We start from the raw sequence: 26843 nt of genomic DNA on the forward strand, positions 1-26843 counted from the left end.
ATGAGGATATTGTGAAAACACGGATTACCCTGACGCTGCTGACCGCCCTGACGCTTGCCGGTTGTTCCACCCCTCCACCGCCGCCGCCGGCGCTCAATAACGACGCCATCGTCAGCAGTGAAGTCAATGGCGTCACGCTGCAGCACCGCGCCGCGGTGAGCGCGCCGAAACAGTTCAAGCCGATCGGTGAGGAGTACCGCAGCCTGTACGCCGCCAGCATCATGAGCAGCCCGAATTATACCGGTACCGCCGTCGGCAGCCTGGACAACGCCGCCGCGTTCTATGCGCTGGGCGAAGTGGAAAACAACTGGCTGGCGATCTCCGCCATCCGCGGTGGCGATCTGGTGGGCTATATCCAGGCCAACGCCGGCGTGCCGGAAGCGCGCTACAAGTCGACGCTGCGCAAAGATCTGCCGCGCCGCGCGCGAGCTGCCAAACAGGACTGCGTCAAAGTCGGCGGCGACAGCAAGGCGTGTAAAAACGCCGGCTCAGCCACCTGGATCCTCCAGTAGTCAGCACGCCTGCGGGCGACGAGATTCCCATGATGACGACCCCTATCGCATCCCGCTGGTGCGGGATGCTGTTTCTGCTGCTGGGCGCGCTGGCGCTCGGCGGTTGCATGTCTTCAGCCAAAAGCGTGCCGTCGCGCTACAGCCTGATCTTCGACGCTGACCGCCAGGTCAACGCCGCCGCCGGCGCGCAACCGGCGCCGATTAAAATTCGCGTGCTGCTGCTGCGTTCGGATGCGGAATTCATGGATGCCGACTTTTTCAGTCTGCAAAACGACGCCAAAAGCGTGCTCGGCAACAGCCTGCTGGACAGCGATCAGTTTTTCCTGACGCCTGGCCAGACCGGCAAAAAGCTCAGCGGGCAAAGCACATTGGACGCACGTTACCTCGGCGTGATCGCCGAATATCAAAATCTGGACGGCAAGAGCTGGCGCATTTCGCTGCCGCTGCCGGAACCCACCGAAACCAATTTCTACAAGGTATGGCAATTCTCGCCGGATGAGCTGGAAGCGCATATCGTCGCGGGCGTGAATGGCCTGCGCCCCGTAAAAAAGACCGACTGACCCACCGCTGCGCGGAAGCGAAGTCACTATAGGTGTGATGATGAAAGATGCTCATAAGGTTGTCTGGACCGAGGGAATGTTTTTACGCCCTCACCATTTCCAGCAGGCGGAAAACTATCTCGAAGGCTATATGCGCAACTGGGGCCAGGCCCACAGCGGCTGTTTCTGGGGATTCCTCACCCTGGATCTGGACCAAACGCTGCTGCGCCAGGGCAAGATCGCGCTCAACGCCGCCAGCGGCATCATGCCGGACGGCACGCCGTTCCGCTTCTCCGGCGCCCAGCAGGCGCCCGCGCCGCTGACCATCGCCGAAAACCAGACCGGCGAAAACGTGGTGCTGGCCCTGCCGACCTACCGCGCGGGGCGTGAAGACGTGATCTTTCAGGAAAGCCCCGAAGCGCTGGCGCGCTATCTGGCTTACGAGAACGAGGTCGACGATCTCAATGCCGTGTCCGTGGGCAGCGCGGCGCTGCAGTTCGGCCGTCTGCGCCTGCGGCTGATGCTGGAGAGCGAGCTCAATGCCGAATGGACGGCGCTCGGCGTCACCCGCGTGCTGGAAAAACGCGGCGACAACAGCCTGCGTCTCGATACCGCGCAGATCCCACCCATGCTGAACTGCCAGGGCAACCCGGTATTGAAGACCTTCATCAACGATCTGCAGGGCCTGCTGCAACAGCGCAGCCAGCAGATGAGCCAACGCCTGTTGCAACCGGGCCGCGGCGGCAGTTCCGAAATGGTGGATTTCATGCTGCTGCAGCTGATCAACCGTCATCTCGGCCAGGTGAGCCACGCCTACCACCTCGACCATCTGCACCCGGAGCGTCTGTTCGCCGATTGGCTGCAGTTCGCCACCGAACTCGCCAGCTTCTCGGCGCAGCGCACTCCGGAAGGCCGCCTGCCGGTGTATGACCACGACAACCTGGCGCTGTGCTTCGGCAAGCTGATGCTGTTGTTGCGTCAGGGGCTGTCGGTGGTGCTGGAAGACAACGCCATTCAGCTGACGCTGGTCGAGCGCTCCCACGGGCTGAACGTCGCCACCGTGCAGGACGCCAAAATGATGCGCGATTTCGGCTTCGTGCTGGCGGTGCGCGCCGACGTGGCCGCCGAGGTGTTGCTGACCCACTTCCCGGCGCAGATGAAGATCGCCCCGGTCACGCGCATCCGCGATCTGGTCCAGCTGCAGCTGCCGGGCATCGGTTTGCGCACCATGCCCGCCGCGCCGCGTCAGATCCCCTATCACGCCGGCTACACCTACTTCGAGCTGGAAAAAGGCGGCGACCTGTGGAAACAGATGGAAAAATCCAGCGCCTTCGCTCTGCACCTGGCCGGCGAATTCCCGGGGCTGGACATGGAATTTTGGGCGATTCGCAGCCATACGGACCGGTAATCTATGACTCAGGAAAATAGCATGGCGTCGGCGGCCAATCCGCTGGTGGACGCCGCCAACCCGCTGCTGAACGCCATTTCGCAGATCCGCCAGTCGGCCACGCACGCCAACCCGGCGCAGCTGCGCCAACAGCTGATCGACGAAGTGCGCCGCTTCGAGATCCGCGGCCAACGCGCCAATCTGCCGTACGAGGTGATCATCGGTGCGCGTTATTGCCTGTGCACCGCGCTGGATGAAGCGGCGGCGCTGACGCCTTGGGGCAGCAACAGCGTATGGTCCGGCAGCGGGTTGCTGGTGACCTTCCATAACGAAACCTGGGGCGGCGAGAAGTTCTTCCAGCTGCTGGCCAAGCTGTCGCAGAGCCCGCGTGAGCACATCAACCTGCTGGAGCTGATCAATTATTGCCTGCTGCTGGGTTTTGAAGGCCGCTACCGGGTAATGGAAAACGGCCGTTCGCAGTTGGAGACCATGAAGCAGCGCTTGCTGCAGCTGATTCGGTCGGTGCGCGGCGGCTACGCTCCGCCGCTGTCGCCTCATGCCTTGGATCTGCCGGTGCAGCAGAAACGGTGGCGCCCGCTGGTGCCGCTGTGGGCCTGCGTGGCGCTGACCGGTTTCCTGGCTTCGCTGCTGTTTATCGCCCTCAACTGGCGGCTGGGCGACAACACCAGCCCGGTGCTGGCGGCGATCTACCAAACCAATCTGCCGCAGGTGGCGATCGGCAACCCGGCGCCGGCCGCGCCGCCGACGCTGAGCCTGAAAAGTTTCCTGCGTAAAGAGATCGCCGAAGGGCTGGTGGTGGTGCGCGACGAAGCGCAGCAAAGCGTGGTGATCCTGAAAGGCGACGGGTTGTTCGACTCCGCCGCCACCACGGTGCGCGCCAACTATATTCCGGTCATCGACCGTATCGCCGCCGCCATGAACGGCGTCAGCGGCAAGATCCTGGTCACCGGCTACAGCGACAACGTGCCGATCCGCAGCGCCCGCTTCGCCTCCAACTGGGAACTGTCGCTGGCGCGCGCCGAAGCGGTCAGCGCCCGCTTGCAAAAGCGCCTCGCCAACCCGCAGCGGGTCAAGGCCGAGGGCCGCGGCGAAAGCAACCCCGTTGCGCCGAACGATAACAAAGTGAACCGCGCGTTGAACCGCCGGGTAGAAATTACGCTGTTGGTCGCCCCGGAAAACACCCAGGCGGAAATCAACGGCTTGCCGCAAGGAACCGGAAAGTAATGCTCAGTACGTTATTCTCCATCATCACCAGCCGCCTGCTGTGGGGCTTTGTCGGCATCACCGCGCTGGCGTTCATCATCTGGATGATCGGCCCGCTGGTGGCCATCGGTGACTATCGCCCGCTGGAACCGGAACTCAACCGCCAGATCGCCATCGGCGTTATCTACCTGATCTGGTTCCTGTGCCGCCTGATCCCACGCCTTTACAGCGCCTGGTTCAACAGCCGCCTGCTGAGCAACCTGCGCGCCGCCGAAGCGGCGCCGGCGGAAGACGGCAAGCCCGAGATCAAACAGGACGAACAGCTGGCGCAGCGTTTCGACGAAGCGGCGCAGCTGCTGAAAAAGGCACGTTTCGCACCGGGCCAGGGCGACGGCAAACATCGCTGGATGACCCGCTTCAGCCGCCAATACCTGTACCAGCTGCCGTGGTATGTGATCATCGGCGCGCCCGGCGCCGGCAAGACCACCGCGCTGGTCAACTCCGGCCTGCACTTCCCGCTGGCCGACCGCTTCGGCAAATCCGCGCTGCGCGGCGTGGGCGGGACCCGAAACTGCGACTGGTGGTTTACCAACGACGCGGTGCTGCTCGATACCGCCGGCCGCTACACCACGCAGGAAAGCCAGCGTGAAGAAGACGCCGGCGAATGGCAAAGCTTCGTCGCGCTGCTGAAAAAATACCGCACCCGCCAGCCGATCAACGGCGTGATGGTGACCATCAGCGTCGCCGATCTGCTGAGCGACAGCGCCGAAGCGCGCGCCGCGCAGGCCAGCGCGCTGCGTAAGCGCCTGATCGAACTGCACGAGCAGCTGGGCATTCACTTCCCGGTCTATGTGCTGGTCACCAAAACCGACCTGCTCAACGGCTTTATGTCCTATTTCGGCAGCTTCGACAAAGCGCAGCGCGACCAGATCTGGGGGTTCACCTTCCCTTACGAGCGCTCGCGGCAGCCGGACTTCAATCTGAACGCCGCCTTCGAACAGCAATACGCCCTGCTGCAACAGCGGCTGGACGCGGCGCTGCCGGATACGCTGCTGATGGAACACGACGCGCGCCAGCGCGCCGAAAGCTACCTGTTCCCGCAGGAATTCGCCGCGCTGCGCCCGCTGCTCGGCCAATATCTGGAACAGGTGTTCGCCACCTCCAGTTTTGAAACCCGCTTTACCCCGCGCGGCATCTATTTCACCAGCGGCACCCAGGAAGGCCTGCCGTTCGACCGGGTAATGGGCGAACTGAACCGCTATCTGCAGCTGCCGACGGCAAACTCAGGGGCACAGGCCAACGCGGCCTGGGACAGCGTGGGCCACGAGGCGCCGATCCCGGCGGCCAAAGGCCAGAGCTTCTTCCTGAAAGAGACGCTGGAATCGGTAGTCTTCCAGGAATCCGGGCTGGCGGGCAGCAACCGCTGGTGGGAATACCGCAATCGCGCCCTGCACTGGGCGGGTTACATCGCGCTGGCGGTGATCCTGGCGGTGCTGGCGATGTTCTGGTTCACCAGCTACGGCAACAACAAAGCCTATCTGGCGGAAGTGGCCGCCAAGGTGCCCGGCGTCGAGCGCCAGGGGCAAAGCCTGACGCAATTGGGCAACGGCGACATGTTCTCACTGCTGCCGTTCCTCAACAGTCTGCAGCACCTGCCGGAGAGCCAAAACTTTGCGCTGGACGATCCGCCGTTCACCTACCGCATGGGATTGTACCGCGGCGATCAGGTCGGCGACGCCGGCAATGCGCTGTACCAAAAAGCGCTGAAAGAACTGCTGCTGCCGCAGGTAGCACAACAGATCGCCACCACGCTGCGCAACGACAACCACGGCGACGCGGACTTCAGCTACGAAGCGCTGAAGGCCTACCAGATGCTGTATCTGCCGAAGCACTACGACGGCAAGTTCCTGCGCGCCTGGGTGATGCTCAACCTGCAGCGCAACCTGCCGCAGGGCAGCACCCAAAAACAGCTGCAGCAGATCGAATGGCATCTGAGCCAGCTGCTGGACACGCAGATCCAGGCCTCGCCTTACGCCAAAGACGAACAGCTGGTGGCGCAGGCGCAGGCCGCGCTCAATCGGGCGCCGCTGTCGCAGCGCGTCTATGGCCGCCTCAAGCGCCTGTTGCTGAAACAGACCGACATCAAACCGGTCAGCCTGGTCGATTTGGCCGGCCCGCAGACCGAACTGGCGTTCAGCCGCAAAAGCGGCAAACCGGTGACTGACGGCGTACCGGGTCTGTTCACCTCACAAGGGTATTGGAAGGCGTTCAACGACAACATCGATCCGGTGACCGACACCCTGCGCAAAGAAGACGTCTGGGTGTTGAACAGCCAGACGCCGGAGCAGAAAAGCGCCGATCTGACCAAAACCATCCGCCAGCTGTACATGCAGGACTTCATCAGCGCCTGGGATGAGCTGTTGGAGGATATCCAGTTGGCCAACATCGGCAACCTGACTCAGCGCATCAGCAGCGCGCGTCTGCTGTCCGGCAACCCGTCGCCGATGCGCAACCTGCTGGTCAACGTCAGCAAAAACGTCACCCTGCACGACGAGAAAAACGACGCCGATTCCCGCTCGCTGCTGGCCAAAACCGAAGACAAGCTGAACCAAAACGCCAACCGCACGCTGGAAGCGCTGTTCACCAACCGGCCGGCCAACGCCGACGGCGACGTCTCCGCCCAGCCGGAACAGCTGGTGATGGCGCACTTCGCGCCGTTGCTCGAACTGGCGCAAAGCCAGGGCGAAGGCAACAAGGCGATCCCTTTCGACAGCGTGCTGAAACAGGTCGATGAGCTGTACAGTTACCTGACGGCGGTGCAGGGTGCGGCCAACAGCGGCATGTCGGCGCCGCCGAGCGACATCATCCCGCGCCTGCAGGCCGAGTCCGGCCGCTTGCCGGTGCCGTTCAAGCAGATGCTGCTGTCGCTGGCCATCGGCGCCAGCAGCGACACCCAGCGCAAAGAGATGGAGAACGTGAAAAAGCGCATCAGCTTCGAAGTCGGCAGCTTCTGCCGCCAGGCGATCGCCGGGCGTTATCCATTGGTGGCCCGGGCGCGCCAGGAAGTGACGCCGGACGACCTGGCGCGCATGTTCGCGCCGAACAGCGGGCTGATGGACAGCTTCTTCCGCGACAATCTGCAGGGCAAGGTCGACACCACCCGCGCCAACTGGCGTTTCACGCCCGGCGTGGACGGCAAGACACTGCCCGGCGGCGAAGGCATCCTGCGGTCGTTCCAGCAGGCGCAGCGCATCCGCGACGCGTTCTTCGCCAACGGCACCGCGACGCCCTCTTACCGCGTCACCGTGCGGCCGGTGCGGATGGATAACGACATCCTCAACCTGACGCTGGATATCGACGGGCAGCTGTTCAAATACAGCCACGGCCCACAGGTGCCGCTGGTGGTCAGCTGGCCGGGCACCCGCAATACCAATCAGGTGCATCTGCAGCTGGCGCTGGCCAACGGCACCACTGCCAGTCTGGTGACCAGCGGGCCGTGGGCGCTCAACCGTCTGGTGGATATGGCGCAATCTTCGGGCACCGCCGGCCTCGGCCGTCAGGCAACCTTCAATCTCGACGGCCATCGCGTCACGCTGGAGTTCACGCCCAACAGCATCCGCAATCCGTTCCAACTGCCGGCCTTCTCGTGCCCGTAGCCCCGAAAGGACATGACCATGAGCACTGATTCAAGCGCCCCGGCGAGCATCGGCTGGTACGGCAAACTGCCCTCCGCCGGCGACTTCCTGCAACGCCGCCTGCCCGATCCGGTGGTTAACCACTGGGCCCACTGGTTCCATAACGGGCTGGTGAACTTGCAGCGCGAGGCGCAGGGGCCGAACGGCCATCCGTTCAGCAACGCGCCGGTGTGGAACTTCGTGATCCCCGCCACGCTCGGCAGCCAGTACGTGCAGATGGGCTGTCTGCTGCCGGCGCGCGACCGCGTCGGGCGCCGCTATCCGATCTGCGCGCTGCGTCTGTTCAGCCAGCAGGATTGGCGCCCGCAACAGCTGAATATGGCGGCGGGCTGGTACCAGCAGCTCGGCCATACCCTGCTGAACGGCGTACGCAACGGCTTTTCCGCCGAACAGATCGACCGCACGTTGCAGGCGATCCCGGCGCTGCCCAGCCCGCCGGCCGAAGCGGACTCCGAAATATTGTCGATCATCGGTTTTCAGCATCCGGACGTGCCGGGCCTCGGCTGGCAACAGGCCGCCGACTGTTTCGACCCGGCGCAGTACACCAGCTTCTGGTGGACCAATCAGGCCGACGGGCACCCGCTCTACACCCACGTGCACAGCGGCAACCTCACCGTGCAGCTGTTTTCGTTGCTGTTCGAGCCCAACGGTTGGGCGCGCCCCGGCCGCGGCGGCCAGTACCCGCAAATGTTTGATTAACATCGTTCGTTGAAGGAAATTCTATGGCTATCGATACCGATACCCTGCTGGCCCCGGTTGACGCGGACAATCCCTGCGGCGACAACCTGGAATACGACGCCGACTTTCTGGCGATGGCGCGCGCCGCCACCGGCAAGGCCGAACAGCAGTTCGGCAGTACCATCATTCCGGAAGAGGCGCCGGATTGGGTGCAGGTCGAGCGTCTCTCGACCTCGCTGCTGGCACGCACCAAAGACCTGCGCGTCATGCTGTACCTCACCCGCGCCTGGACCCAGCTGCGCGGCTTGCCGGGCTACGCCGACGGGCTGACGCTGATCAACCAGGCGATACTCCGTTACTGGGACAGCCTGCAGCCGGCATTGGAGTTCGACGGCGAGGCCGATCCGCTGTTTCGCATCAACGCGCTGGCCGACCTTGGCGACAAAGCCGCGCTGGCCGCCAGCGTGCGCGCCGCGCCGTTGCTGAAAAGCGCCGCCGGTGAAATCTCGCTGCGCGACGCCGGCGCCCTGCTCGACGGCAGCAAGCAAGAGTGCCCCAACTTTCCCGGCGGCCGCGCGCGGCTGCAGGATGAGCTGGCGCAACAGGATCGCCCCGAAGGCGCGCTGGTGACGCACATCGCCAACACCCTGAGCGCCATTCGCAGCGAAGTGACCCGCCATCTGGGGGAAAGCGCACTGCCTGAAATGAGCGCGTTAACCAAGGTGTTTTCTCTGGTGGCGCTCGCCGGCCAAAGCGACGCCCCGGCCGCCACCGAACCGGACGCCGCGCCGCAAGCCGCCGCCGCCGAGCCGCAACCGGCTGCGGTACAAAGCGTCACGGCGCCGCTCAACTGGCGCAGCGCACAGATCCAGTCGCGCGACGACGCCCAGCTGATGCTGGACAAGGTGAAAAATTATTTTCGTCTTCATGAGCCGAGCCACCCGGCGCCGCTGATGATCGATCGGGTCCAGCGGCTGATTACGCTGGACTTTATGCAAATCGTCCGCGATTTGGCGCCCGATGGGCTTAACCAACTGGAGACCATTCTCGGTCGCCCCGACCACGAGGAGAACAGCTAGCCACCGACTTTTGTTCTCTTGACGACACCCGATACCGTCTGCCGCCTGCGCAGACCCGAATCAGAACCTGACTCTCCCAGCCGGACGAGGCGCGTTCCCAATCGCCATTAGATGGAGTAAATCATGTCAAACTCGAAATCCCGCAGCGGGCAGAAATTCATCGCCCGCAACCGCGCGCCGCGCGTACAGATTGAATACGATGTCGAAATTTATGGCGCAGAGCGCAAAATCCAGCTGCCGTTCGTGATGGGCGTGATGGCGGATCTGGTGGGGAAAGCGGTCGATCCGCAAGCCAGCGTGGAGGAACGCAAGTTCATGGAAATCGACGTCGACAACTTCGACGAGCGCATGAAATCGCTGAAGCCGCGCGTCGCTTATCAGGTCGACAACACCCTGACCGGCGAAGGCAAACTGAACATCGATCTGACCTTCGAAAGCATGGAAGACTTCTCCCCTGCCGCTATCGCCCGCAAGGTCGACTCGCTGGGCAATCTGCTGGACGCCCGCACCCAGCTTTCCAACCTGCTGTCCTATATGGACGGTAAAAACGGCGCCGAGGAGCTGATCTCCAAGATCCTGCAAAACCCGGCTTTGCTGCACTCCTTGACCGACGCGCCAAAGCCGGCGGTTAACGACGACAACAACGAGCGTGAGGATTAATCGATGAGCAACTCGCCTCAGCAACAAAATGCGTTGCAAACCACCGAGACTTTTTCCAGCGACGAATTCAGTGCGCTGCTGAACAAAGAGTTCCGGCCGAAGACCGATCAGGCTAAAGAAGCGGTCGAGAACGCGGTGAAAACCCTGGCGCAACAGGCGCTGGAAAACACCGTCACCGTCTCTTCCGACGCCTACCGCACCATTCAGGCGCTGATCGCGGAAATCGACGAAAAGCTGTCGCAACAGATCAACCAGATCATTCACCACGACGACTTCCAAAAGCTGGAAGGCGCCTGGCATGGCCTGCACTACCTGGTCAACAACTCCGAAACCGACGAGATGCTGAAGATTCGCTTCATGAGCATTTCCAAGCAGGAGCTGGGCCGCACGCTGAAGCGTTATAAAGGCGTGGGCTGGGACCAAAGCCCGATCTTCAAGAAAGTCTACGAAGAAGAGTATGGCCAGTTCGGCGGCGAGCCGTTCGGCTGCCTGGTGGGCGACTACTACTTCGATCACAGCCCGCAGGATGTGGAACTGCTGGGTGAAATGGCCAAGATCGGCGCCGCCTCGCACTGCCCGTTCATCGCCGGCACCGCGCCAAGCGTGATGCAGATGGAGTCCTGGCAGGAGCTCTCCAACCCGCGCGATCTGACCAAGATCTTCCAGAACACCGAGTACGCCGCCTGGCGCAGCCTGCGCGAATCGGAAGACGCGCGTTATCTGGGCCTGGTGATGCCGCGCTTCCTGGCGCGCCTGCCGTACGGTATCCGCACCAACCCGGTGGACGAGTTTGACTTCGAAGAAGAGACCGACGGCGCGACCCACGGCAACTACACCTGGACCAACGCCGCCTACGCCATGGCCGCCAACATCAACCGTTCGTTCAAAGAGTTCGGCTGGTGCACCGCCATTCGCGGGGTGGAATCCGGCGGCGCGGTGGAAAACCTGCCGTGCCACACTTTCCCGAGCGACGACGGCGGCGTGGACATGAAGTGCCCGACCGAGATCGCCATCAGCGATCGCCGCGAAGCCGAGCTGGCCAAGAACGGCTTTATGCCGCTGGTGCACCGCAAAAACTCCGACTTCGCCGCCTTTATCGGCGCGCAGTCGCTGCAGAAGCCGGCGGAATATTACGATGCCGACGCCTCCGCCAACGCCCAGCTTTCCGCGCGCCTGCCGTACCTGTTCGCCTGCTGCCGTTTCGCGCACTACCTGAAATGCATCGTGCGCGACAAAATTGGCTCCTTCCGCGAACGCGACGACATGGAGCGCTGGCTGAACGACTGGATCATGAACTACGTGGACGGCGATCCGGCCAACTCCTCGCAGGAAACCAAGTCGCGCAAACCGCTGGCCGCAGCGGAAGTGCAGGTGGAAGAGATCGAAGACAATCCGGGCTACTACAGCGCCAAGTTCTTCCTGCGCCCGCACTACCAGCTGGAAGGCCTGACCGTCTCCCTGCGCCTGGTGTCGAAACTGCCTTCACTGAAGCAAAACGACGCGTCCTGATGGACTGAAGTCAGGCCGCGATAGCGCGGCCTGACGGATACATCAACCTCATCACAGGGAAAGAAAGATGAAGACAAAACGGTTTTATCTGGCATCGCTGTTGGCTGTCGTCTGCTCGCTCTGCGCCGCGACGCCAGCTTTCGCAGAGCAGACATCGATAGCGCATTTGACTTCCGATGATGTCAATCTGTCAGGCAGCGACTTTTTCCGTTTCTATCGCAGTGCAGATAAACAGGAAAAAGAGAAAGCGCGAATTTATTTGCTGGGCGTGCTGGACGCGACGGAAGGAAAAAGCTGGTGCCAATACAGCCAGCTACAAACCGTCACTCTGCAGGAGTTTGTATTCGAATTCTTTAATAAACTTCCCGCTGCGCGCCTGCATGAAAGGGCTGCCCCCCTGATTGAAGAGGCTCTGGCGACTCGCTTCCCCTGCAAAGGAGGCAAAGCATGAAACCTTTATATCGTCAGCTAAAAAGCAGCCATTACTCCTCTGATTACTCTAGCCCGGGATATTTGGCAGCAGAAGCCGTTTACGCTGAGATTGGCTATGAGCTTGATACGCTTCTAAAGCAAAATCCTGGTTATGCCAATACCTGTGCTGTCCGCATGAGCCTGGCGCTGTTGAAAGCCGGCATCAGCTTCAAAGGCCGCCTGCCAATCAAAAAAGGCGCCTATAAGGGTAAAACGATTGAACCGGGAGCCAAACTGTTGGCCGATCAGTTGCATCGCTCCAGTAGTTTTGGCAAAGCCAAAATTTTCTTTAATGCTCCAGATGCAGAGAAAGGTATTGGCAATAAAAAAGGCGTCGTGTTCTTCAATAAAATCACCAACTATGATGGCGGACACATTGATCTGATCGAACCAGAAAACTCACTATTGACCTGCCATTCCCATTGCTATTTTAACTGCAAAGAAGTCTGGTTTTGGGAATTGAGCTAGTGTGCCATCGGCTTATCAGTAAAAGCATGAGGTTGGGTTTAACTGCATGCTTGCTCATAGCAGGCAATCCAGATCGCACGTGAAACCAAGACAACGCGAAATAATTAAGCATTGAGCCATTATCATCTTAATAATGGCTCGGTAACCCGTACCGATAGTTTTCGGTATTTAAGAAGGTGCATGGCACAAGGATATAAATTGGTAATGCATTACCACACTTGCAATTCCTGCTGCTATTACCTGAGTTTTTCAACGTAACGTTAATACTACTGTTAACCCTTAATAAAGAGTGAAGAAACTATGGCTATTGATATGTTCCTGAAAGTTGAAGGTGCCAGCGGCGAATCTAAAGATTCGAATCACAAAGGCTGGACCGACATCACTTCTTTCTCCTGGGGCGCTTCTCAACCGGGCAATATGGGCGTTGGCGGCGGCGGTGGCGCCGGCAAAGTGTGCTTCAACGATCTGCACGTCAACGCGCTGGTCGACAAGTCAACCCCGGCGCTGCTGAAGCACTGCTCCAGCGGTAAACACCTGACCAAGGTTGAGTTGTCTGTCTGCAAGGCGGGCGGTACTCAGGTTGAGTACGTCAAAATCACCCTGGACGACGTGCTGGTCACCGCCGTGCAGTACACCGGTGCAGGCGGCGAAGACACCGTAGGCATCACCTACTCCTTCCAGGCGGCGAAAGTGAAGCAGCAGTACTGGGAGCAGAGCGACAAAGGCGGCAAAGGCGCCGAAAGCAGCGCAGGTTGGAACATCAAGGAAAACCGCGAAGCTTAATTGTTATACAACCTCCCCGTTATGGGGAGGTTGGTTTGGTAAGCGATGTATTTTAGATAAGGAAATCATGATGAAAGCGATTAGAAAAGGTGACAGAGGAAATCACGTAAAATCATTGCAAGAATTGCTTAATAAACAGGGGGCTATTCTTAACTCTGATGGCATATTCGGTCTAAAGACTGAATTAGCAGTAAAAAAAGTGCAACGTAAAAAAGGTCTGCATGTTGACGGCATCGCTGGTCGAAAAACATTCTCAGCCCTGGGTTCACACGTCGAAACTCGAGCACCACAACCTCCTATCGGTGGTAGTGCAGGTCGTCAAGGTCCCGGAGCTATGGGCATTTCACAAAGCGGTTTAAGGTTTATCTTTAATATTGAAGCATGGCGCGGAGTAAGTAACCACCTACATTGGCCTGGCGGTGCAAGCGGGGTCACTCTGGGGCCGGGTTATGATATGAAAGCTCGCTCTATAGAATCAATAAAAAATACCATGATCGCGATTGGATTAGACAGCGCAACTGCAGATAAAATCAGTGCAGCCGCCGGGTTACATCATCAGCAAGCTAAAGACTTCGCGAAAGAAAATCACAATTTAGTGGTTTTAACCGACACACAGGAAACGGAACTACTTAAATTTATAGTACCTGCCTATGAAAGAGCTGTTAGGAATAAAATTCTTGTTCCACTCACACAACAAGAGTTTGATGCGTTAGTCTCCTTTGCTTATAATCCAGGTGGTCGACTCAACAACGTCGCAGCATTCATTAATCAGAGCAAAATATCTGATGCAATGACAGAAATAAAACGTGCCATTACCTCAGGTGGAAAAGTGATGAAAGGGCTGATAAACAGAAGAAATTACGAAGTCGAGCTCTATTTAAATGGAAACTATCGCTAAGGAATTCGCCACAATGAAATTATCTGCATTTTTAATTAGTAGCGTATTTTTCTCACTTACTGCATGTGCAGCAGAAAAAAACGTTAATACCCCAACATCATCAACTATTGATGGCTTATGGCAAGTGACTCAGGTCAACATAGACAATGAGACTACCCGCACGCTTAGCTATCAACTTAACGACCCTCGATTACTAGGAAGGGTAATCAATATTTCCACTAAATCAATAGAAAACAATCTGCCGGAAAAAGACGTCTGCACAGCGCCAACCTTAAGTATTGAGAGAAGCACGCTAAATCAATTCATCGGTAAGTCGATGGGCGGAGATAAAAGCATCTCGGCTAAAAACTATGCATTGAATGAAAACGGCCAAGCAGAAGTCTCTCTTTTCAAGATCGCTTGTCACTCCGGATCATTCGGCCCATCCGATAATGGTGCAGGCTCCAGCTTTGCCGCTCTCAATCCAAAAAAAATGCTGGTTAATTGGTACGATGGTTCGCTACTGCAATTAGAACGGTTACCGAAAGATCCTAAACCTGCAGCGTCTTTCGACTGTGCCAAATCTACAAGCGTTGTTGAAAAAACTATCTGCTCAGACTTCAATTTATCCGCCTATGACAAAAGCGTTTCCCAAGCTTGGCTGTTGGCAAAAAAGCAGGCGACCGATGTAGGGGATAAAAAACTGGCGGCTTCTTTAAACAGCACGCAAAGATCTTGGTTACTGCAAAGGGATAAATGCCGAGATGACAAAGATTGCCTGGCCGATACGATGCAAAAACGAATCGATGCACTTACGTCACACGATTAAAACTGCGTTCCTACTCATGTTGGCGGTATTGAATACTGAAGCTTCCGCCAACGGAAAGTATTCCCCTGCTGAGTACCTCAAAAACTACGCGCTTAGCGTTTGCATCGCCGAGGGGTACTCAGCAAAAGAAGTCAAAAACGATGCCGCCGCCGCCGCTCGGGGTTACATGGAGTTCGGCGATTATTCTCTGGAAGCGCATACCGCTGTCAGGGCGCTGGCAAAAGAATTTCTGGCAAAGCCCTATGACAGCATGTCTGGAGAGCCGATGACGATGGCCAAGTGCATCGATCTTGTACATAGCCAAGCGTTGCAAGCTATCATCAAGAAATACCAAGGGAAAGACGACAACTGATATCAGAGTTGCTCAAACGACGGCTCATATCAAAGGTTATCTCGGATGAGAAGATACACGTACTTTTTAATGTCTCTGCTGCTCGGAAGCCATGTAGTCCTTGCTGAAAACTCGCTCAATGCTTTATCGCAAGAGGCACTATATAAAAATTGGTTAGTCAGCCGTTGCATTGGGAAGTCCACTGACTTAGAAAAAACCAAACAAGACGCCTTCCGTTCCGCTTCCGCCTATTTAGAATTGAGTAAACTGCCGATGGATGCATTTGAACAAGGTGAAAAACTGGCTGAACAGTACGCAAATAAAAACAGCCAAGGCTCAGTTCAAGGGACTTACCATACTTTAGATTGTCTTTCACTGCAGAACGCCAGTGAAGCTGAAACCATTTTTGAACGTTACTCAAAGTAATAGCCGCAGTGATAGAATTCATTTTTTTGCAGCCATCACCCTCAAATTAATTACATTTTTATCACTTATAATTTATTACTTGAAAATATACCAGCACCATTAATCATCAGTCATTGGAAAAATATTCCTTGGCTTTCTATTACTCAGTACAAACCATATGGAATTTTAGAGCATTGGGATAAGGAAAAAACAGTGATCGATGACGTCACACTTTCCACCTACTCTTACTCATTTGTTTTTTATACTTTTTCCTGTCAGTCTTAGTATTTGTCGGGCTTTATCACCTAAAACAAAAAACCAACAATAAAAAATCCTATTCCCTTTTTGTAATGGCTACCATAGTAAATTTATTTGCAAGCATCATCCAAGGTTTAGTATTTAACTATGGTTCTGAGATACTAGTTCCAATGCTCAATATAAAATTTCAAGACTATGATGAGGTGTGGTACGCCAGTATTATATTCGCCCTTACTTACCTGTCTCAATTACCAACTAACCTCTATTACAAAAGAAAGACTAAGAACAATGCGAATAATAGCAATGACATCACCTGACATATACAGCCTCACGTTATTACATTGAAGTTTTCGATCATATAATGCGTTAACCCCAAAATTAGTCACTCACATTCAAAGATCTCTCTTAGGAAAGAAATTAAGTCAAACTCATCCAGTTATCGAGTTCCACTGTCTGGCCATAAGATCTAATCAGCAGGAATGCCTTATGCGATTTTCCATTGTAAAAAATAAAAGCGGCCAGGTTCCGCCGCAGAGCAGTTGCGATTTTCTGCCGCCGGGCGGCACCATCGGCCGCAGCGTGGACAACAACCTGGTGCTGCCGGACGAAGAGCGCGCCATTTCCCGCCTGCAGGCGATCGTGCATATTTCCGCTGACGGCGAATGCCGCATCACCAACCGCGGCAACGTCACCCGCGTGCTGCTTAACGACATTCCGCTGGAGCGCGGCCGCCAGGTTGAATTGCAGGATGGCGACGTACTGGGCATCGACGATTACCAGATCGAAGTCAGCGCGCTGCAGCAACACGCCGCGCCACAGGCTCAACCGGTGGCCAAGGCTGCTGCCGTTGCCGCTGCTGCGGCCCCAGCAGCTGCCGCTACCGAAAAATCCGCCGCGCCAATCCCCAACGAAATCTGGGACAGCCTGGTGGAAGAATTTACGCCGAACGCGCCGGCCGCCGCCGCACCGCCGCCGGTCGCCAACCCGGACAATCATCCGCTGCTGGATACCCCCGCTCGCGAACTGAACCCGGCCGATCCGCTGGCGCAGTTGGCGGCCAATGTCGATCTGCGCCAACTGCAGCAGCAGCAAACCGATCCGGCGGCGCTGTTCAACACCGACGCCACCTTTGAGCGCGAGCACATTCTGGCCGATACCACCCCTAGCGCGCTGCTGGCAGAACAGGCGCCGCCGCCGCGTCCGGCAGCCCCGGCGCAGAATGCGCAGCAACCGGAGCAAGAACTGGATCCGCTGGCACTGTTCGGCGGCTCATCCGCCCCCGCTTCGCCAGAGACGCTGAACAGCAACGATCCGCTGGGGTTGCTGATGGGCGGCGCCGTGCCGCTGGCTCAGCCGGAGGAACCGGTACAGCCGTCGTCCCCGCCGCCAGCACCGGTACCAATCGCCGCACAACCGCAAGCGCCGCGCCCACAGCCGACGCCGCCGCCCGTGCAGATGCCCGAGCCGCAACCCCAACCCGCGCCGCAGTTCAGCCAGCCGGAACCGCCCGCACAGCCGCCGCGCCCGCGCCAGGGCAACCGCCTGGGCATCGATCCGGTCGCCTACCAGTCCGCCCAGCGGCAACACGCCGCCGCGCCGAATGGCGACGCATTGGAAGGGCCGTTGCTGACGGCGCTGTTGCAAGGCATCGGTCTCGACGATCTGCAGCCGCAGCCGCATTTCGACGAACGCCAGATCCGCCAGGCCGGCCGCCTGCTGAGCCTGTTCTCGCAAGGCACCGTCGCCCTGCTCTCATCCCGCTCGATCCTCAAGCGCGGCGTGAAGGCCGAGATGACCATGATCCTCGACGAAGCCAACAACCCGTTCAAGCTGCTGCCTTCGGGTAAAACGGTGCTGATGCAGATGTTCGGTAGCCAGATGCCGGGCTTTATGCCGCCAGAGCAGGCGGTACGCGACGCGCTGATCGACCTGCAGGCGCACCAGTTGGGGATGATCGCCGGCATCCGCGCCATCATCGCCGCCATGCTGCAATCGTTCAATCCGGAGCGCCTCGAAGAGGAAGCGCGCAAAGAAGGCGTGGCGCCGCGCCTGTCGCTGCCCGCCAACCGCAAGGCCGCGCTGTGGGACTACTTCGTGAAGAACTATCAGCAAACCTCCGGCGAGATCGAGGACGATTTCCACACCCTGTTCGGCGAAGCCTTCCTGCACGCCTATGACGTTGAAGTGAATCAATACAAAGACTCACAGACCAAACCGGACGCGTAATGAATATCACCATAGCCTCTACCTCCAACCAGGGCGGCCGCGCCTCCAACCAGGATCAAACCGGCGAGGTGCTCGGCAACCGCGCCGCCTGCTTCGTGGTGTGCGACGGCATCGCCGGCTTTCCGGGCGGCGATATCGCCGCCCAGTTGGCGCGCGACACCATTTTGCAAAACTTCGACGGCGAAAAGCATCTGAACGCCCAGAGCATTCGTCAGCACATCACGCGCGCCAACGCCGCGATCCACCAGCAGCAGCGGCAGTCAGACGAATACAGCAAGATGGGCACCACGCTGGTCAGCCTGTTTATCGATCGCGATTATCAGCTGGCCTACTGGGCGCACGCCGGCGACAGCCGCCTGTACCTGTTCCGCCGCGGCTACCTGCATGCCGTCACCACCGACCACAGCCTGATCCAACAAATGCAGGACGCCGGTTATCAAACCAACGGCATCAACAGCAACCTGCTGTATTTCGCGCTGGGGCTCAACGAAGAGCGCGACGCCACCTACAGCGACGTGCTGCAGCTGGAGGACGGCGACGTTTTCCTGCTGTGCACCGACGGCTTCTGGCACAGCTTCAGCCAGGCCGAACTGGAACAGTCGCTGCACATGGTCAACTCCCCCAGCGAGTGGATCGCCCTGATGCAGCAGGCATGGAAGAAAAACAATAACAGCGATAACTACAGCGCTATCGCCGTCTGGATTGGCTCACCGCAGGAAACCACCCTGCTGCATTCGCTGGCGGATGCGGAACGGTTTTTGATTCGCGACTGAGTCGGCGCACATTCACAGCAAGGTTCACTATGAAATACTGGATGCCGGGGCTCGTTGCCCTGATGGCGGTACCGACCGCGCAGGCGATGAACTATCGCCTGGTTTACTCCCCCAGCCAGAAGCTGGAAGTGTTTATCGATGACGTCAAGAACAGCAATCCGGAAAGCTGGTGCGGTAAAAGCATCCCGCTGCGCATCGTCTCGGCGCAAGGCAAAGATCCGGCGGTGCTGAACGACTTCCTGCCGCGCGTCGGCAATCTGCTGGAAAAGCAGTGCCCGAAAGCCGGCCACCTGCCCTGGACGCTGACCGACAAGCGCGGTGAGAAGCTGGCCAGCGGCGAAGCCGCCAAAGCGCGCGGCTGGAAACCGGTGGTCAAACAGGAGACCGCCGAGCAGCCGGAAACTCCGCCGCAGCCGGCGATCCCTGCGGCGGTGGCCGTGACCTCTCCGCAGGCGGACACCGCACCGCCGCAGCGTTTCAGCCTGCCGCAGGGCTGCCATTTCCGCACTTTCTGGCGCGATGAAGCCAACGGCGGCGCGTTGTTCATTCCCGCCGGCGACGCGCTGCGTTGCGGCGAGGACGGCTGGCTGCAGGGCAGCGGCGCGGTCACGCTGCAACAGGGCGGCCAGACCCTCTCGCCGACGCTGTGGTTCCTGCAGGGCTACCCGCTGGCGAAGATCAACGGTGGCGATCGCGCGCTGACCGTCGTCAGCGCCAACGCCCAACGGCTGGTGCTGGGCGGCAACCCGCAGGCGCCGGGCAGTTTCCTGCTGCTGAGCTTCGAACCGCAGTTGCACGCCTGGGCGTTCAACGGTGAAGCGATCGTTGAAATGGCGCGCGTCGACGCCGCCGACGAGAACAAGATCAAACAGCGCGTGCAACAGGCGCAGGCCGCCTGGCAGCCGCTGCTGAGCGCCCCCGCCCCGCTGGCCTTCAAACTGGTGGAGAAGCTGGCCGAAGACCGGGTCGATCCGGCCAGCGGCAGCTACCTGTCGGTTAACGGCGCCACTCACTGATTATAAGGAAAGCCTGTGAAATCATTAGCAAGCATGCTGCAAGGCCACTCGATCGGCGCGGCCATTACCGCCGTCGAAAATGACATCAAGGCGAAACCGGCGGATGCCGATCTGCGCGCCGCGCTGGTGCAACTGCTGTGCCTGAGCGGCAACTGGACGCGCGCCAACGCACAGCTGAAGTCCTGGCAGGCGCTGAAACCGATCGCCCAACCGACCACACTGCTGCTGATGCAGTCGGTCAACGCCGAGCTGCAGCGCCAGGCAGTGTTCGCCGGCACGGCCGCGCCGGCGCTGCTGCGGCAGGATCAGCCCTGGCTGCAACTGCTGGTGCAGGCGCTGCATCAGGATGCACAAGGGGCGGCCGAACAGGCCCAGGCGCTGCGCGACCAAGCGCTGGAAGCTGCGCCGGCCGGCGCCGGGCGGTTAACGCTGGCCGAAGGGGAGCAAGAGCGGCAGCTGAGTTTCGACTGGCTGACCGACGGCGACGGCCGCCTCGGGCCGGTGTGCGAGCTGGCGCTGAATGGCGTTTACTACTGGCTGCCGTTCGCCGACATCGCCGCGATCCAGTTCCAGGCGCCGCAGAGCGCCATCGATCTGGTGTGGAGCCATGCGCTGGTGCGCCTGACCGATGGCCGCGAACAGGTGTGCCAACTGCCCGCCCGTTATCCGCTGGCTGCAGACAGCGACGACGCGCTGTTGCTGGGCAAACGCACCGAATGGCAACCGCTGGGCGACGGCACCCACTATGCCGGGCTCGGCCTGAAGACCTGGCTCAGCGAAAGCGATGAATTCCCGCTGCACAGCCTGCGGCAGCTGAGCTTCGACGCGAGCGCCTGAACATGAACGATAAGCGCCCACCCCACTACGACGGCGGCGATCTGCGCCGCCAGGGCTATCGCTATCGTCAGGACAGCGAACGCCTGACGTCGCGCGACAAAATGCAGCCGGTGCTACTCGATATGCTGACCGACGACGAACCGCAGAAAAAGCAGGAGGCGCAGGTGCGCAACCTGGTGTCGCACAGCGAGCTGCGCCGCCGGGTATTGCGCGATCTGCAGTGGCTGTTCAACTGCGTCAACAGCGAATCCAATCTGGATCTCGGCGATTTTCCGCAGGTGCGGCGTTCCACCCTGAATTACGGCATCGCCTCGCTGGCGGGCAAGCGCATGTCGGACATCGAATGGCTGGACATTCAGCGCGCGCTGACCGATTCCATTCTCCATTTCGAGCCGCGCATTCTGCCCGAAGGGTTGCAGGTGCGCTGCATCTCGGACACCGGCTCGCTGGAACTGCACAACGTGCTGTCGATCGAAATCAAGGGCCGCCTGTGGTGCGTGCCCTATCCGCTGGAGTTTCTGTTCCGTACCGACGTGGATCTGGAAAACGGCCACTTCGATCTGAAAGACATAGGGTAAGGCGATGGACAGTAAACTTTTAGACTATTACAACCGCGAGCTGGCCTATCTGCGTGAGATGGGCGCCGAGTTCGCCGAACAGTACCCGAAGGTCGCGGGCCGCCTCGGCATGCGCGGCATCGACGTGGCGGATCCCTATATCGAGCGCCTGATGGAGGGTTTCGCCTTCCTCACCTCGCGCGTGCAGCTGAAAATGGACGCCGAGTTCCCGCGCTTTTCTCAGCGCTTGCTGGAGATCATCTATCCCAACTATCTGTCGCCGACGCCGTCGATGGCGATCGCCGAGCTGCAGCCGGACAGCAGCAAGGGCGACATCAGCAACGGCTTCGTGGTGCCGCGCGGCACCATGATGGACAGCCAGACGCTGAAGAAAAGCGGCATCACCTGCAGTTACACCACGGCGCATGACGTCACGCTGCAGCCGGTGCGCATCGCCGGCGTCGAGCTGGGCGGCATTCCGGCCGATATCCCGCTGGCTTCGCTGGGGCTGCAGCACAGCGGCTGCGTCAGCGCGCTGCGCATTCGTCTCGAGTGCTACGAAAGTGTCACGCTCAACAACCTGCAGCTGGACCAGCTGATGTTTTATCTGGCCGGGCCGGACATGCAGGCGCAGCAGCTGCTGGAACTGCTGATGCAGCACAGCGTCGGGCTGATTTGCCAAACGGTGGAAGCGCAGCCGCAGCGGCGGGCGCTGGCGTTGGACGGGTTGCGGCAGGAGGGCTTCGCCGCCGAACAGGCGCTGCTGCCCAACGACCTGCGCAACTTCGAAGGCTACCGGCTGCTGCAGGAGTACTTCGCCTTCCCGGCGCGCTTCCAGTTCTTCAGCGTCAACGGCCTGCGCCCGCTGCTGCAGAGCGTGCGCGAAGGGAAAAAGGCGCTGCGCCAGTTCGAGATCGTGGTGCTGCTGGATCGGCACGACGTCGCGCTGGAACGGGTGGTCGACGCCGCCCATTTGGCGCTGCACTGCACGCCAGTGATCAACCTGTTTCCGAAGGTCGCCGAACGCATCGCGATCAACGAAAAAAGCCATGAATACCATCTGGTGGTCGACAACATCCGCCCGCTGGATTACGAAGTGTTTTCGGTGCAGCGGCTCGGCGGCAGCGCCAGCGAAAAACGCTACGAGCAAGAGTTTCGGCCGTTTTACAGCACCCTGAGCGCGGACGACGGCAACTATGGTGCCTATTTCTCTTTGCGGCGCGAACAGCGCACGCTGTCGGAACATGCCCGCCGCTACGGCACCCGCACCGGCTATGCCGGTTCGGAAGTGTTCGTGTCGCTGGTGGACGAGCGGCAATCGCCGTGGCACAGCGATCTGAAATACCTCACCGCCGACGTGCTATGCACCAGCCGCGACCTGCCGTTGATGCTGTTGCAGCAGGATCAGGGCAATTTCGTGATGCCCGATTCGATCCCGATCAAGCAGGTTTCGCTGCGCAAAGGCCCCACTCCGCCGCGCCCGGCACTGGCCGAAGGCATGATCACCTGGCGGCTGATCAGTCAGCTGCAGCTGAACTACCTCAGCATGATGGACGGCGATCCGGAACAGGGCGCCGCCAGCCTGCGCCAGCTGCTGGGGCTGTACGGCAACCTGAGCGAACCGGCGATCGCCAAACAGATCCAGGGCGTGCGCCACTGCAACCTGCGGCCGGTCTATCGGCGTGTGCCGGAGCCGGGCCCGATCGTGTTCGCACGCGGTATCGCCATCGATCTGACGGTCGATGAGCAGGCGTTCTCCGGCAACAGCCCTTACCTGCTCGGTAGCGTGCTGGAGCGCCTGTTCTCGCGCCTGGTGGCGATGAACACCTTCACCGAGATGACGCTCTCCAGCCAGCAGCGCGGCGAAATCGCCCACTGGCAGGCGCGCATGGGCAAAAGGACGCTGATATGAGCGCGGAGATGATCGCCACCGAACTGGCGCCGCCGCAGATCAATGCGCTGTATCGGCTGCCGGACGACTTCTGGCCGCGGCTGCGCAGCGCGCCTTACAAGCACGATCTGTTTCAACTGCTGCGACGCATCGACGCCCAGGGCGGCCAACCCTATCTGCTGGGGCGAGCGCCGCTGCCGCGCCACGAGATGCTGCGCCTGGGCCAGGAGCCGTCGCTGTCGTTCGCGCCCTCCACGCTGGCGCAGGTGGCGCCACGCGCCAACAGCCCGCTGCACGACGTTTCGATCTTCAGCTTCGGCCTGTTCGGCCCCAACGGGCCGCTGCCGCTGCACCTGACCGAATACGTGCGCGAACGGGTGTACCACCATCAGGACACCACCCTGCTGGCGTTCACCAACCTGTTCCATCACCGGCTGACGCTGCTGTTTTACCGCGCCTGGGCCGACGCGCAGCCGACGGTATCGCTGGATCGCCCGGACAACCGGCGCTTCGACGAGTATCTGTCGAGCCTGATCGGCATCGGCCAGCCGGCGCAACAGGAACGCGACAGCCTCAACGCCCACGCCAAGCATTTTATGGCCGGTCATCTGATTCGCCACAGCCGCGATCCGGAAGGCCTGAGCAAAATATTGCAGCAGTATTTCAAGGTGCCGGTGCGCATCGTCGAAAACGTGCCGCACTGGCTGCGGGTGGAACCGCGCGAACAGGCGCGGCTCAAGGCCGGGCGCGGTGCGCCGCGGCTCGGCGAGTCAGCCTTTCTCGGCATCGCGGTGCGCGATATCCAGCATAAATTCCGCATCGAGCTGGGGCCGATGCCGCAGCAGGACTATGACCGCTTCCTGCCCGGCGCCGAGCTGTGCCGGCAACTGCGCGACTGGGTGCGCCAATACCTGGGCATCGAGTTTGTCTGGGAAGTACGCCTGATTCTGGCGAAGGAACAGGCGCACGGCATCCAGCTCGGCGGCGCGCAGCGCTTGGGCCTGAGCAGTTGGCTGGCCGACGATCGGCGACAGCGCGATCTCGACGATCTGATCTTCAGCCCTGAACCGCTGGAAAATCCGTTCTGACCCTATTTCGGCCGGCGCCCTGCGGCGTCAGGCCACCCTGAGACCTGAGGAAAACCATGTCTGAAATCAGCCGCTCGGTATTATTTGGCAAACTGGATAGCCTGTTATTCACCTCTCTGGAAAGTGCGACGGCGTTTTGCAAGCTGCGCGGTAACCCCTATGTCGAACTGGCGCACTGGCTGCATCAGCTGATGCAATCACCGGACGGCGATCTGCAGCAGATCGTTCGCCACTTCGCGCTGGACGAGGCACAGCTGGCACGCGACATCGTCGAAGCGCTCGATCGCCTGCCGCGCGGCGCCAGCGCCATCTCCGATCTGTCCGAGCACATCGACAGCGCGGTGGAACGCGCCTGGGTCTATGGCTCATTGAAGTTCGGCGCGGCGCGCATCCGCGGCGGCCACCTGCTGCTCGGCATTCTGAAAACCTACAGCCTGCGCCATCTGCTGAAGGCCATTTCCCCGCAGTTCGAACGCATCAACGCCGATCTGTTGATGGAGCAGTTCGCCGTCATCACCGCTCACTCGGCGGAAAACGCCCAGGATGCGCCGGCGGAAAACAGCGCCGAACCCCTGCCCGGCGCGCCGCGCAGCGGTGAAAGCGTGCTGGCGCAGTATGCCCAGGATCTGACCGCCAGAGCGCGCAATGGCGAGATCGACCCGGTGGCCGGCCGCGATGAAGAGATCCGGCAAATCATCGATATCCTGATGCGCCGCCGCCAAAACAACCCGCTGCTGACCGGTGAGGCCGGCGTCGGGAAAACCGCCGTGGTGGAAGGCCTGGCACTGCGCATCGTGGCCGGCGACGTGCCACCACAGCTACGCGACGTGAAGCTGTGCCTGCTGGACATCGGCATGCTGCAGGCCGGCGCCGGCGTCAAGGGCGAGTTTGAAAAACGGCTGCAGGCGGTGATCGACGAAGTGCAGTCCAGCCCGACGCCGATCATCCTGTTTATCGACGAAATTCACACCCTGATCGGCGCCGGTGGCGCCCAGGGCACCGGCGACGCCGCCAACCTGCTGAAACCGGCGCTGGCGCGCGGCCAGTTACGCACTATCGGTGCCACCACCTGGTCGGAATACAAGAAGTACATCGAGAAAGACCCGGCGCTCACCCGCCGTTTCCAGGTGGTGCAGGTGCACGAGCCGAGCGAAGACAAGGCGCTGCTGATGCTGCGCAGCACCGTCAGCCCACTGGAACAACACCATCGCGTGCTGCTGCTGGATGAAGCGGTGGACGCTGCGGTGCGGCTGTCTCACCGCTATATTCCCGCCCGCCAGCTGCCGGACAAGGCGGTGGCGCTGCTGGATACCGCCTGCGCGCGCGTGGCGGTCAGCCAACACGCCGAGCCCGCTCAGGTTGAAGACTGCCGCCACCGCATCGATGCGCTGCAAATAGAGTTGGATATCGCCCACCGCGAGGCCAAGGTCGGCATCGGCGATCCCCTGCGCCCGCAGGAGATTGAAGCCCAGCTGACCGCGCTGCGCCAGGAGCTGGAACTGTTGACCGAGCGCTGGCAGCAGGAGCTGGCGCTGATCCAGCAGATCATCACACTGCGCGCCCAGCTGCATCAGCAGGAAGAAGAGCCCGCCGAAGAAGAGACGCAGGCGCGCCCGGACGCCGACGCGCTGCGCGCCCAGTTGGGCGAACTGCAGCAGCAGCTGAGCGCGCTGCAGGGCGAAGCGCCGCTGATCTTCGCCGCCGTCGACGCCAACATCGTGGCGGCGGTAGTGGCCGACTGGACCGGCATTCCGCTGGGCCGCATGGTGAAAAACGAGATTGAAGCGGTGCTGCAACTCTCCGACACCCTGAACCAGCGCGTCATCGGTCAACGCCATGCGCTGGATCTGATCGCCCGCCGAGTGCGCACCTCACGGGCGCGGCTGGACGATCCGAACAAGCCGGTCGGGGTGTTTCTGCTGGCCGGGCCGTCCGGCGTCGGCAAGACCGAAACCGCGCTGGCGCTGGCGGAAACCCTGTACGGCGGCGAGCAAAACGTCATCACCATCAACATGAGCGAATTCCAGGAGTCGCACACCGTTTCGACGCTGAAAGGTGCGCCGCCCGGCTATGTCGGCTATGGCGAAGGCGGCGTGCTGACCGAAGCGGTGCGCCGTCGCCCTTACAGCGTGGTGCTGTTGGACGAAATCGAAAAGGCACACCCGGACGTGCATGAAATCTTCTTCCAAGTGTTCGACAAGGGCTGGATGGAGGACGGCGAAGGCCGCCATATCGATTTCCGCAACACCATCATCATTCTAACCTCCAACGTCGGCACCGATCTGATCGCCGGGCTGTGCAGCGATCCGGAGCTGCTGCCGGAACCGGAGGCGCTGAGCGGCGCGCTGCGACAGCCGCTGCTGTCGGTGTTCCCGGCCGCCTTGCTCGGTCGCCTGCTGGTGGTGCCGTATTACCCGCTGACCGACGCCACGCTAGGCAACATCGTGCGGCTGCAGTTGGGCCGTATTCAGCGCCGCCTGGCGGAGAATCACGACATCGTCTGCACCTTCGACGACGCGGTCATCGAGCAGATCGTCAGCCGCTGTACCGAGGTGGAGTCCGGCGGCCGCATGGTCGACGCCATCCTGACCAACACCCTGCTGCCGCAGATCAGCCACAGGCTGCTGACCGGCAGCGCCAACGACCAGCGCTATCGCCAGCTGCATATCGCGCTGCAGAACAACGAATTCATTTGTCAATTTCAGGCATAACGCCGCGGCCGCCGAGACGGCGGCCCTTTGAACACAGAG

Annotated in this window: 24 protein-coding genes; all 24 read left to right on the forward strand. The window is 60.2% G+C overall.

Annotation, left to right across the window (positions count from 1 at the left end; all coding sequences use genetic code 11):
- Positions 1 to 11 precede the first annotated feature (11 nt).
- The 24 genes from tagV to tssH all read left to right on the forward strand — a co-directional run bounded on the left by tagV (position 12) and on the right by tssH (position 26804).
- Positions 12 to 512, forward strand: a complete 501-nt coding sequence (gene tagV / locus GKN89_RS04365; protein ID WP_019452982.1) for a type VI secretion system accessory protein TagV — start codon at positions 12 to 14, stop codon at positions 510 to 512.
- 29 nt (positions 513 to 541) lie between these two features.
- Positions 542 to 1072, forward strand: coding sequence for a type VI secretion system lipoprotein TssJ (gene tssJ, locus GKN89_RS04370; protein ID WP_063918557.1), 531 nt, complete (start codon positions 542 to 544; stop codon positions 1070 to 1072).
- 40 nt (positions 1073 to 1112) lie between these two features.
- Entirely contained in the window at positions 1113 to 2459 is a 1347-nt protein-coding gene (gene tssK / locus GKN89_RS04375) for a type VI secretion system baseplate subunit TssK (RefSeq protein ID WP_025159842.1), read from the forward strand.
- A 3-nt stretch (positions 2460 to 2462) separates the two neighbouring features.
- Positions 2463 to 3683, forward strand: coding sequence for a DotU family type VI secretion system protein (locus tag GKN89_RS04380; RefSeq protein ID WP_025159843.1), 1221 nt, complete (start codon positions 2463 to 2465; stop codon positions 3681 to 3683).
- Positions 3683 to 7318: a type VI secretion system membrane subunit TssM gene (tssM, locus tag GKN89_RS04385; RefSeq protein ID WP_154746404.1), complete on the forward strand. Its 3636-nt coding sequence runs from the start codon at positions 3683 to 3685 to the stop codon at positions 7316 to 7318. Before GKN89_RS04380 ends, tssM begins: the two co-directional genes overlap by 1 nt.
- A gap of 18 nt (positions 7319 to 7336) precedes the next feature.
- On the forward strand, positions 7337 to 8056 hold the full coding sequence (gene tagF / locus GKN89_RS04390; protein ID WP_154746405.1) for a type VI secretion system-associated protein TagF: 720 nt from the start codon (positions 7337 to 7339) through the stop codon (positions 8054 to 8056).
- A gap of 23 nt (positions 8057 to 8079) precedes the next feature.
- Complete coding sequence (gene tssA / locus GKN89_RS04395) at positions 8080 to 9114, forward strand: type VI secretion system protein TssA (RefSeq protein ID WP_154746406.1); 1035 nt, start codon at positions 8080 to 8082, stop codon at positions 9112 to 9114.
- Positions 9115 to 9237: 123 nt separating this feature from the next.
- Positions 9238 to 9774, forward strand: a complete 537-nt coding sequence (gene tssB / locus GKN89_RS04400; protein WP_019452989.1) for a type VI secretion system contractile sheath small subunit — start codon at positions 9238 to 9240, stop codon at positions 9772 to 9774.
- A 3-nt stretch (positions 9775 to 9777) separates the two neighbouring features.
- On the forward strand, positions 9778 to 11283 hold the full coding sequence (gene tssC, locus GKN89_RS04405; protein ID WP_019452990.1) for a type VI secretion system contractile sheath large subunit: 1506 nt from the start codon (positions 9778 to 9780) through the stop codon (positions 11281 to 11283).
- Positions 11284 to 11350: 67 nt separating this feature from the next.
- The gene (locus GKN89_RS04410) at positions 11351 to 11734 is read left to right on the forward strand and encodes a Rap1a/Tai family immunity protein (RefSeq protein WP_019452991.1); all 384 of its coding nucleotides are present in this window, start codon (positions 11351 to 11353) and stop codon (positions 11732 to 11734) included.
- On the forward strand, positions 11731 to 12222 hold the full coding sequence (locus GKN89_RS04415; protein ID WP_025159845.1) for a T6SS effector amidase Tae4 family protein: 492 nt from the start codon (positions 11731 to 11733) through the stop codon (positions 12220 to 12222). The genes GKN89_RS04410 and GKN89_RS04415 overlap by 4 nt, the downstream gene beginning before the upstream one ends.
- Positions 12223 to 12522: 300 nt before the next feature.
- Positions 12523 to 13005 (forward strand): type VI secretion system tube protein Hcp, encoded by a 483-nt coding sequence (locus GKN89_RS04420; protein ID WP_019452993.1) that lies wholly within the window; start codon positions 12523 to 12525, stop codon positions 13003 to 13005.
- Between the two features lie 67 nt (positions 13006 to 13072).
- The gene (locus GKN89_RS04425; protein WP_230328915.1) at positions 13073 to 13903 is read left to right on the forward strand and encodes a pesticin C-terminus-like muramidase; all 831 of its coding nucleotides are present in this window, start codon (positions 13073 to 13075) and stop codon (positions 13901 to 13903) included.
- 13 nt (positions 13904 to 13916) lie between these two features.
- The gene (locus GKN89_RS04430) at positions 13917 to 14711 is read left to right on the forward strand and encodes a lysozyme inhibitor LprI family protein (RefSeq protein ID WP_075201885.1); all 795 of its coding nucleotides are present in this window, start codon (positions 13917 to 13919) and stop codon (positions 14709 to 14711) included.
- Between the two features lie 16 nt (positions 14712 to 14727).
- Positions 14728 to 15063, forward strand: coding sequence for a T6SS amidase immunity protein Tai4 family protein (locus GKN89_RS04435; RefSeq protein WP_050501245.1), 336 nt, complete (start codon positions 14728 to 14730; stop codon positions 15061 to 15063).
- Between the two features lie 69 nt (positions 15064 to 15132).
- Positions 15133 to 15468: a T6SS amidase immunity protein Tai4 family protein gene (locus tag GKN89_RS04440; protein ID WP_230328916.1), complete on the forward strand. Its 336-nt coding sequence runs from the start codon at positions 15133 to 15135 to the stop codon at positions 15466 to 15468.
- Between the two features lie 723 nt (positions 15469 to 16191).
- The gene (gene tagH / locus GKN89_RS04445) at positions 16192 to 17931 is read left to right on the forward strand and encodes a type VI secretion system-associated FHA domain protein TagH (protein ID WP_154746408.1); all 1740 of its coding nucleotides are present in this window, start codon (positions 16192 to 16194) and stop codon (positions 17929 to 17931) included.
- Positions 17931 to 18704 (forward strand): PP2C family serine/threonine-protein phosphatase, encoded by a 774-nt coding sequence (locus GKN89_RS04450; protein WP_063918562.1) that lies wholly within the window; start codon positions 17931 to 17933, stop codon positions 18702 to 18704. The genes tagH and GKN89_RS04450 overlap by 1 nt, the downstream gene beginning before the upstream one ends.
- Positions 18705 to 18733: 29 nt before the next feature.
- Positions 18734 to 19720 (forward strand): type VI secretion system-associated protein, encoded by a 987-nt coding sequence (locus GKN89_RS04455; RefSeq protein ID WP_154746409.1) that lies wholly within the window; start codon positions 18734 to 18736, stop codon positions 19718 to 19720.
- A gap of 15 nt (positions 19721 to 19735) precedes the next feature.
- Complete coding sequence (locus GKN89_RS04460; RefSeq protein WP_370520158.1) at positions 19736 to 20557, forward strand: type VI secretion system accessory protein TagJ; 822 nt, start codon at positions 19736 to 19738, stop codon at positions 20555 to 20557.
- Positions 20558 to 20559: 2 nt separating this feature from the next.
- The gene (locus GKN89_RS04465) at positions 20560 to 21135 is read left to right on the forward strand and encodes a type VI secretion system baseplate subunit TssE (RefSeq protein ID WP_154746410.1); all 576 of its coding nucleotides are present in this window, start codon (positions 20560 to 20562) and stop codon (positions 21133 to 21135) included.
- A gap of 4 nt (positions 21136 to 21139) precedes the next feature.
- A complete protein-coding gene (gene tssF / locus GKN89_RS04470; RefSeq protein ID WP_019453003.1) occupies positions 21140 to 23026 on the forward strand; it encodes a type VI secretion system baseplate subunit TssF in 1887 nt (628 codons plus the stop codon).
- Positions 23023 to 24093: a type VI secretion system baseplate subunit TssG gene (gene tssG / locus GKN89_RS04475; RefSeq protein WP_154746411.1), complete on the forward strand. Its 1071-nt coding sequence runs from the start codon at positions 23023 to 23025 to the stop codon at positions 24091 to 24093. The genes tssF and tssG overlap by 4 nt, the downstream gene beginning before the upstream one ends.
- 56 nt (positions 24094 to 24149) lie before the next feature.
- Positions 24150 to 26804 carry a type VI secretion system ATPase TssH gene (gene tssH / locus GKN89_RS04480; protein WP_019453005.1) on the forward strand — a complete coding sequence of 885 codons (2655 nt, stop codon included), beginning with the start codon at positions 24150 to 24152 and terminating at the stop codon, positions 26802 to 26804.
- Positions 26805 to 26843: the final 39 nt, after the last annotated feature.

Origin of the sequence: Serratia sp. YC16 (assembly GCF_009707615.1) — a bacterium.
Lineage (GTDB): Bacteria > Pseudomonadota > Gammaproteobacteria > Enterobacterales > Enterobacteriaceae > Serratia > Serratia surfactantfaciens.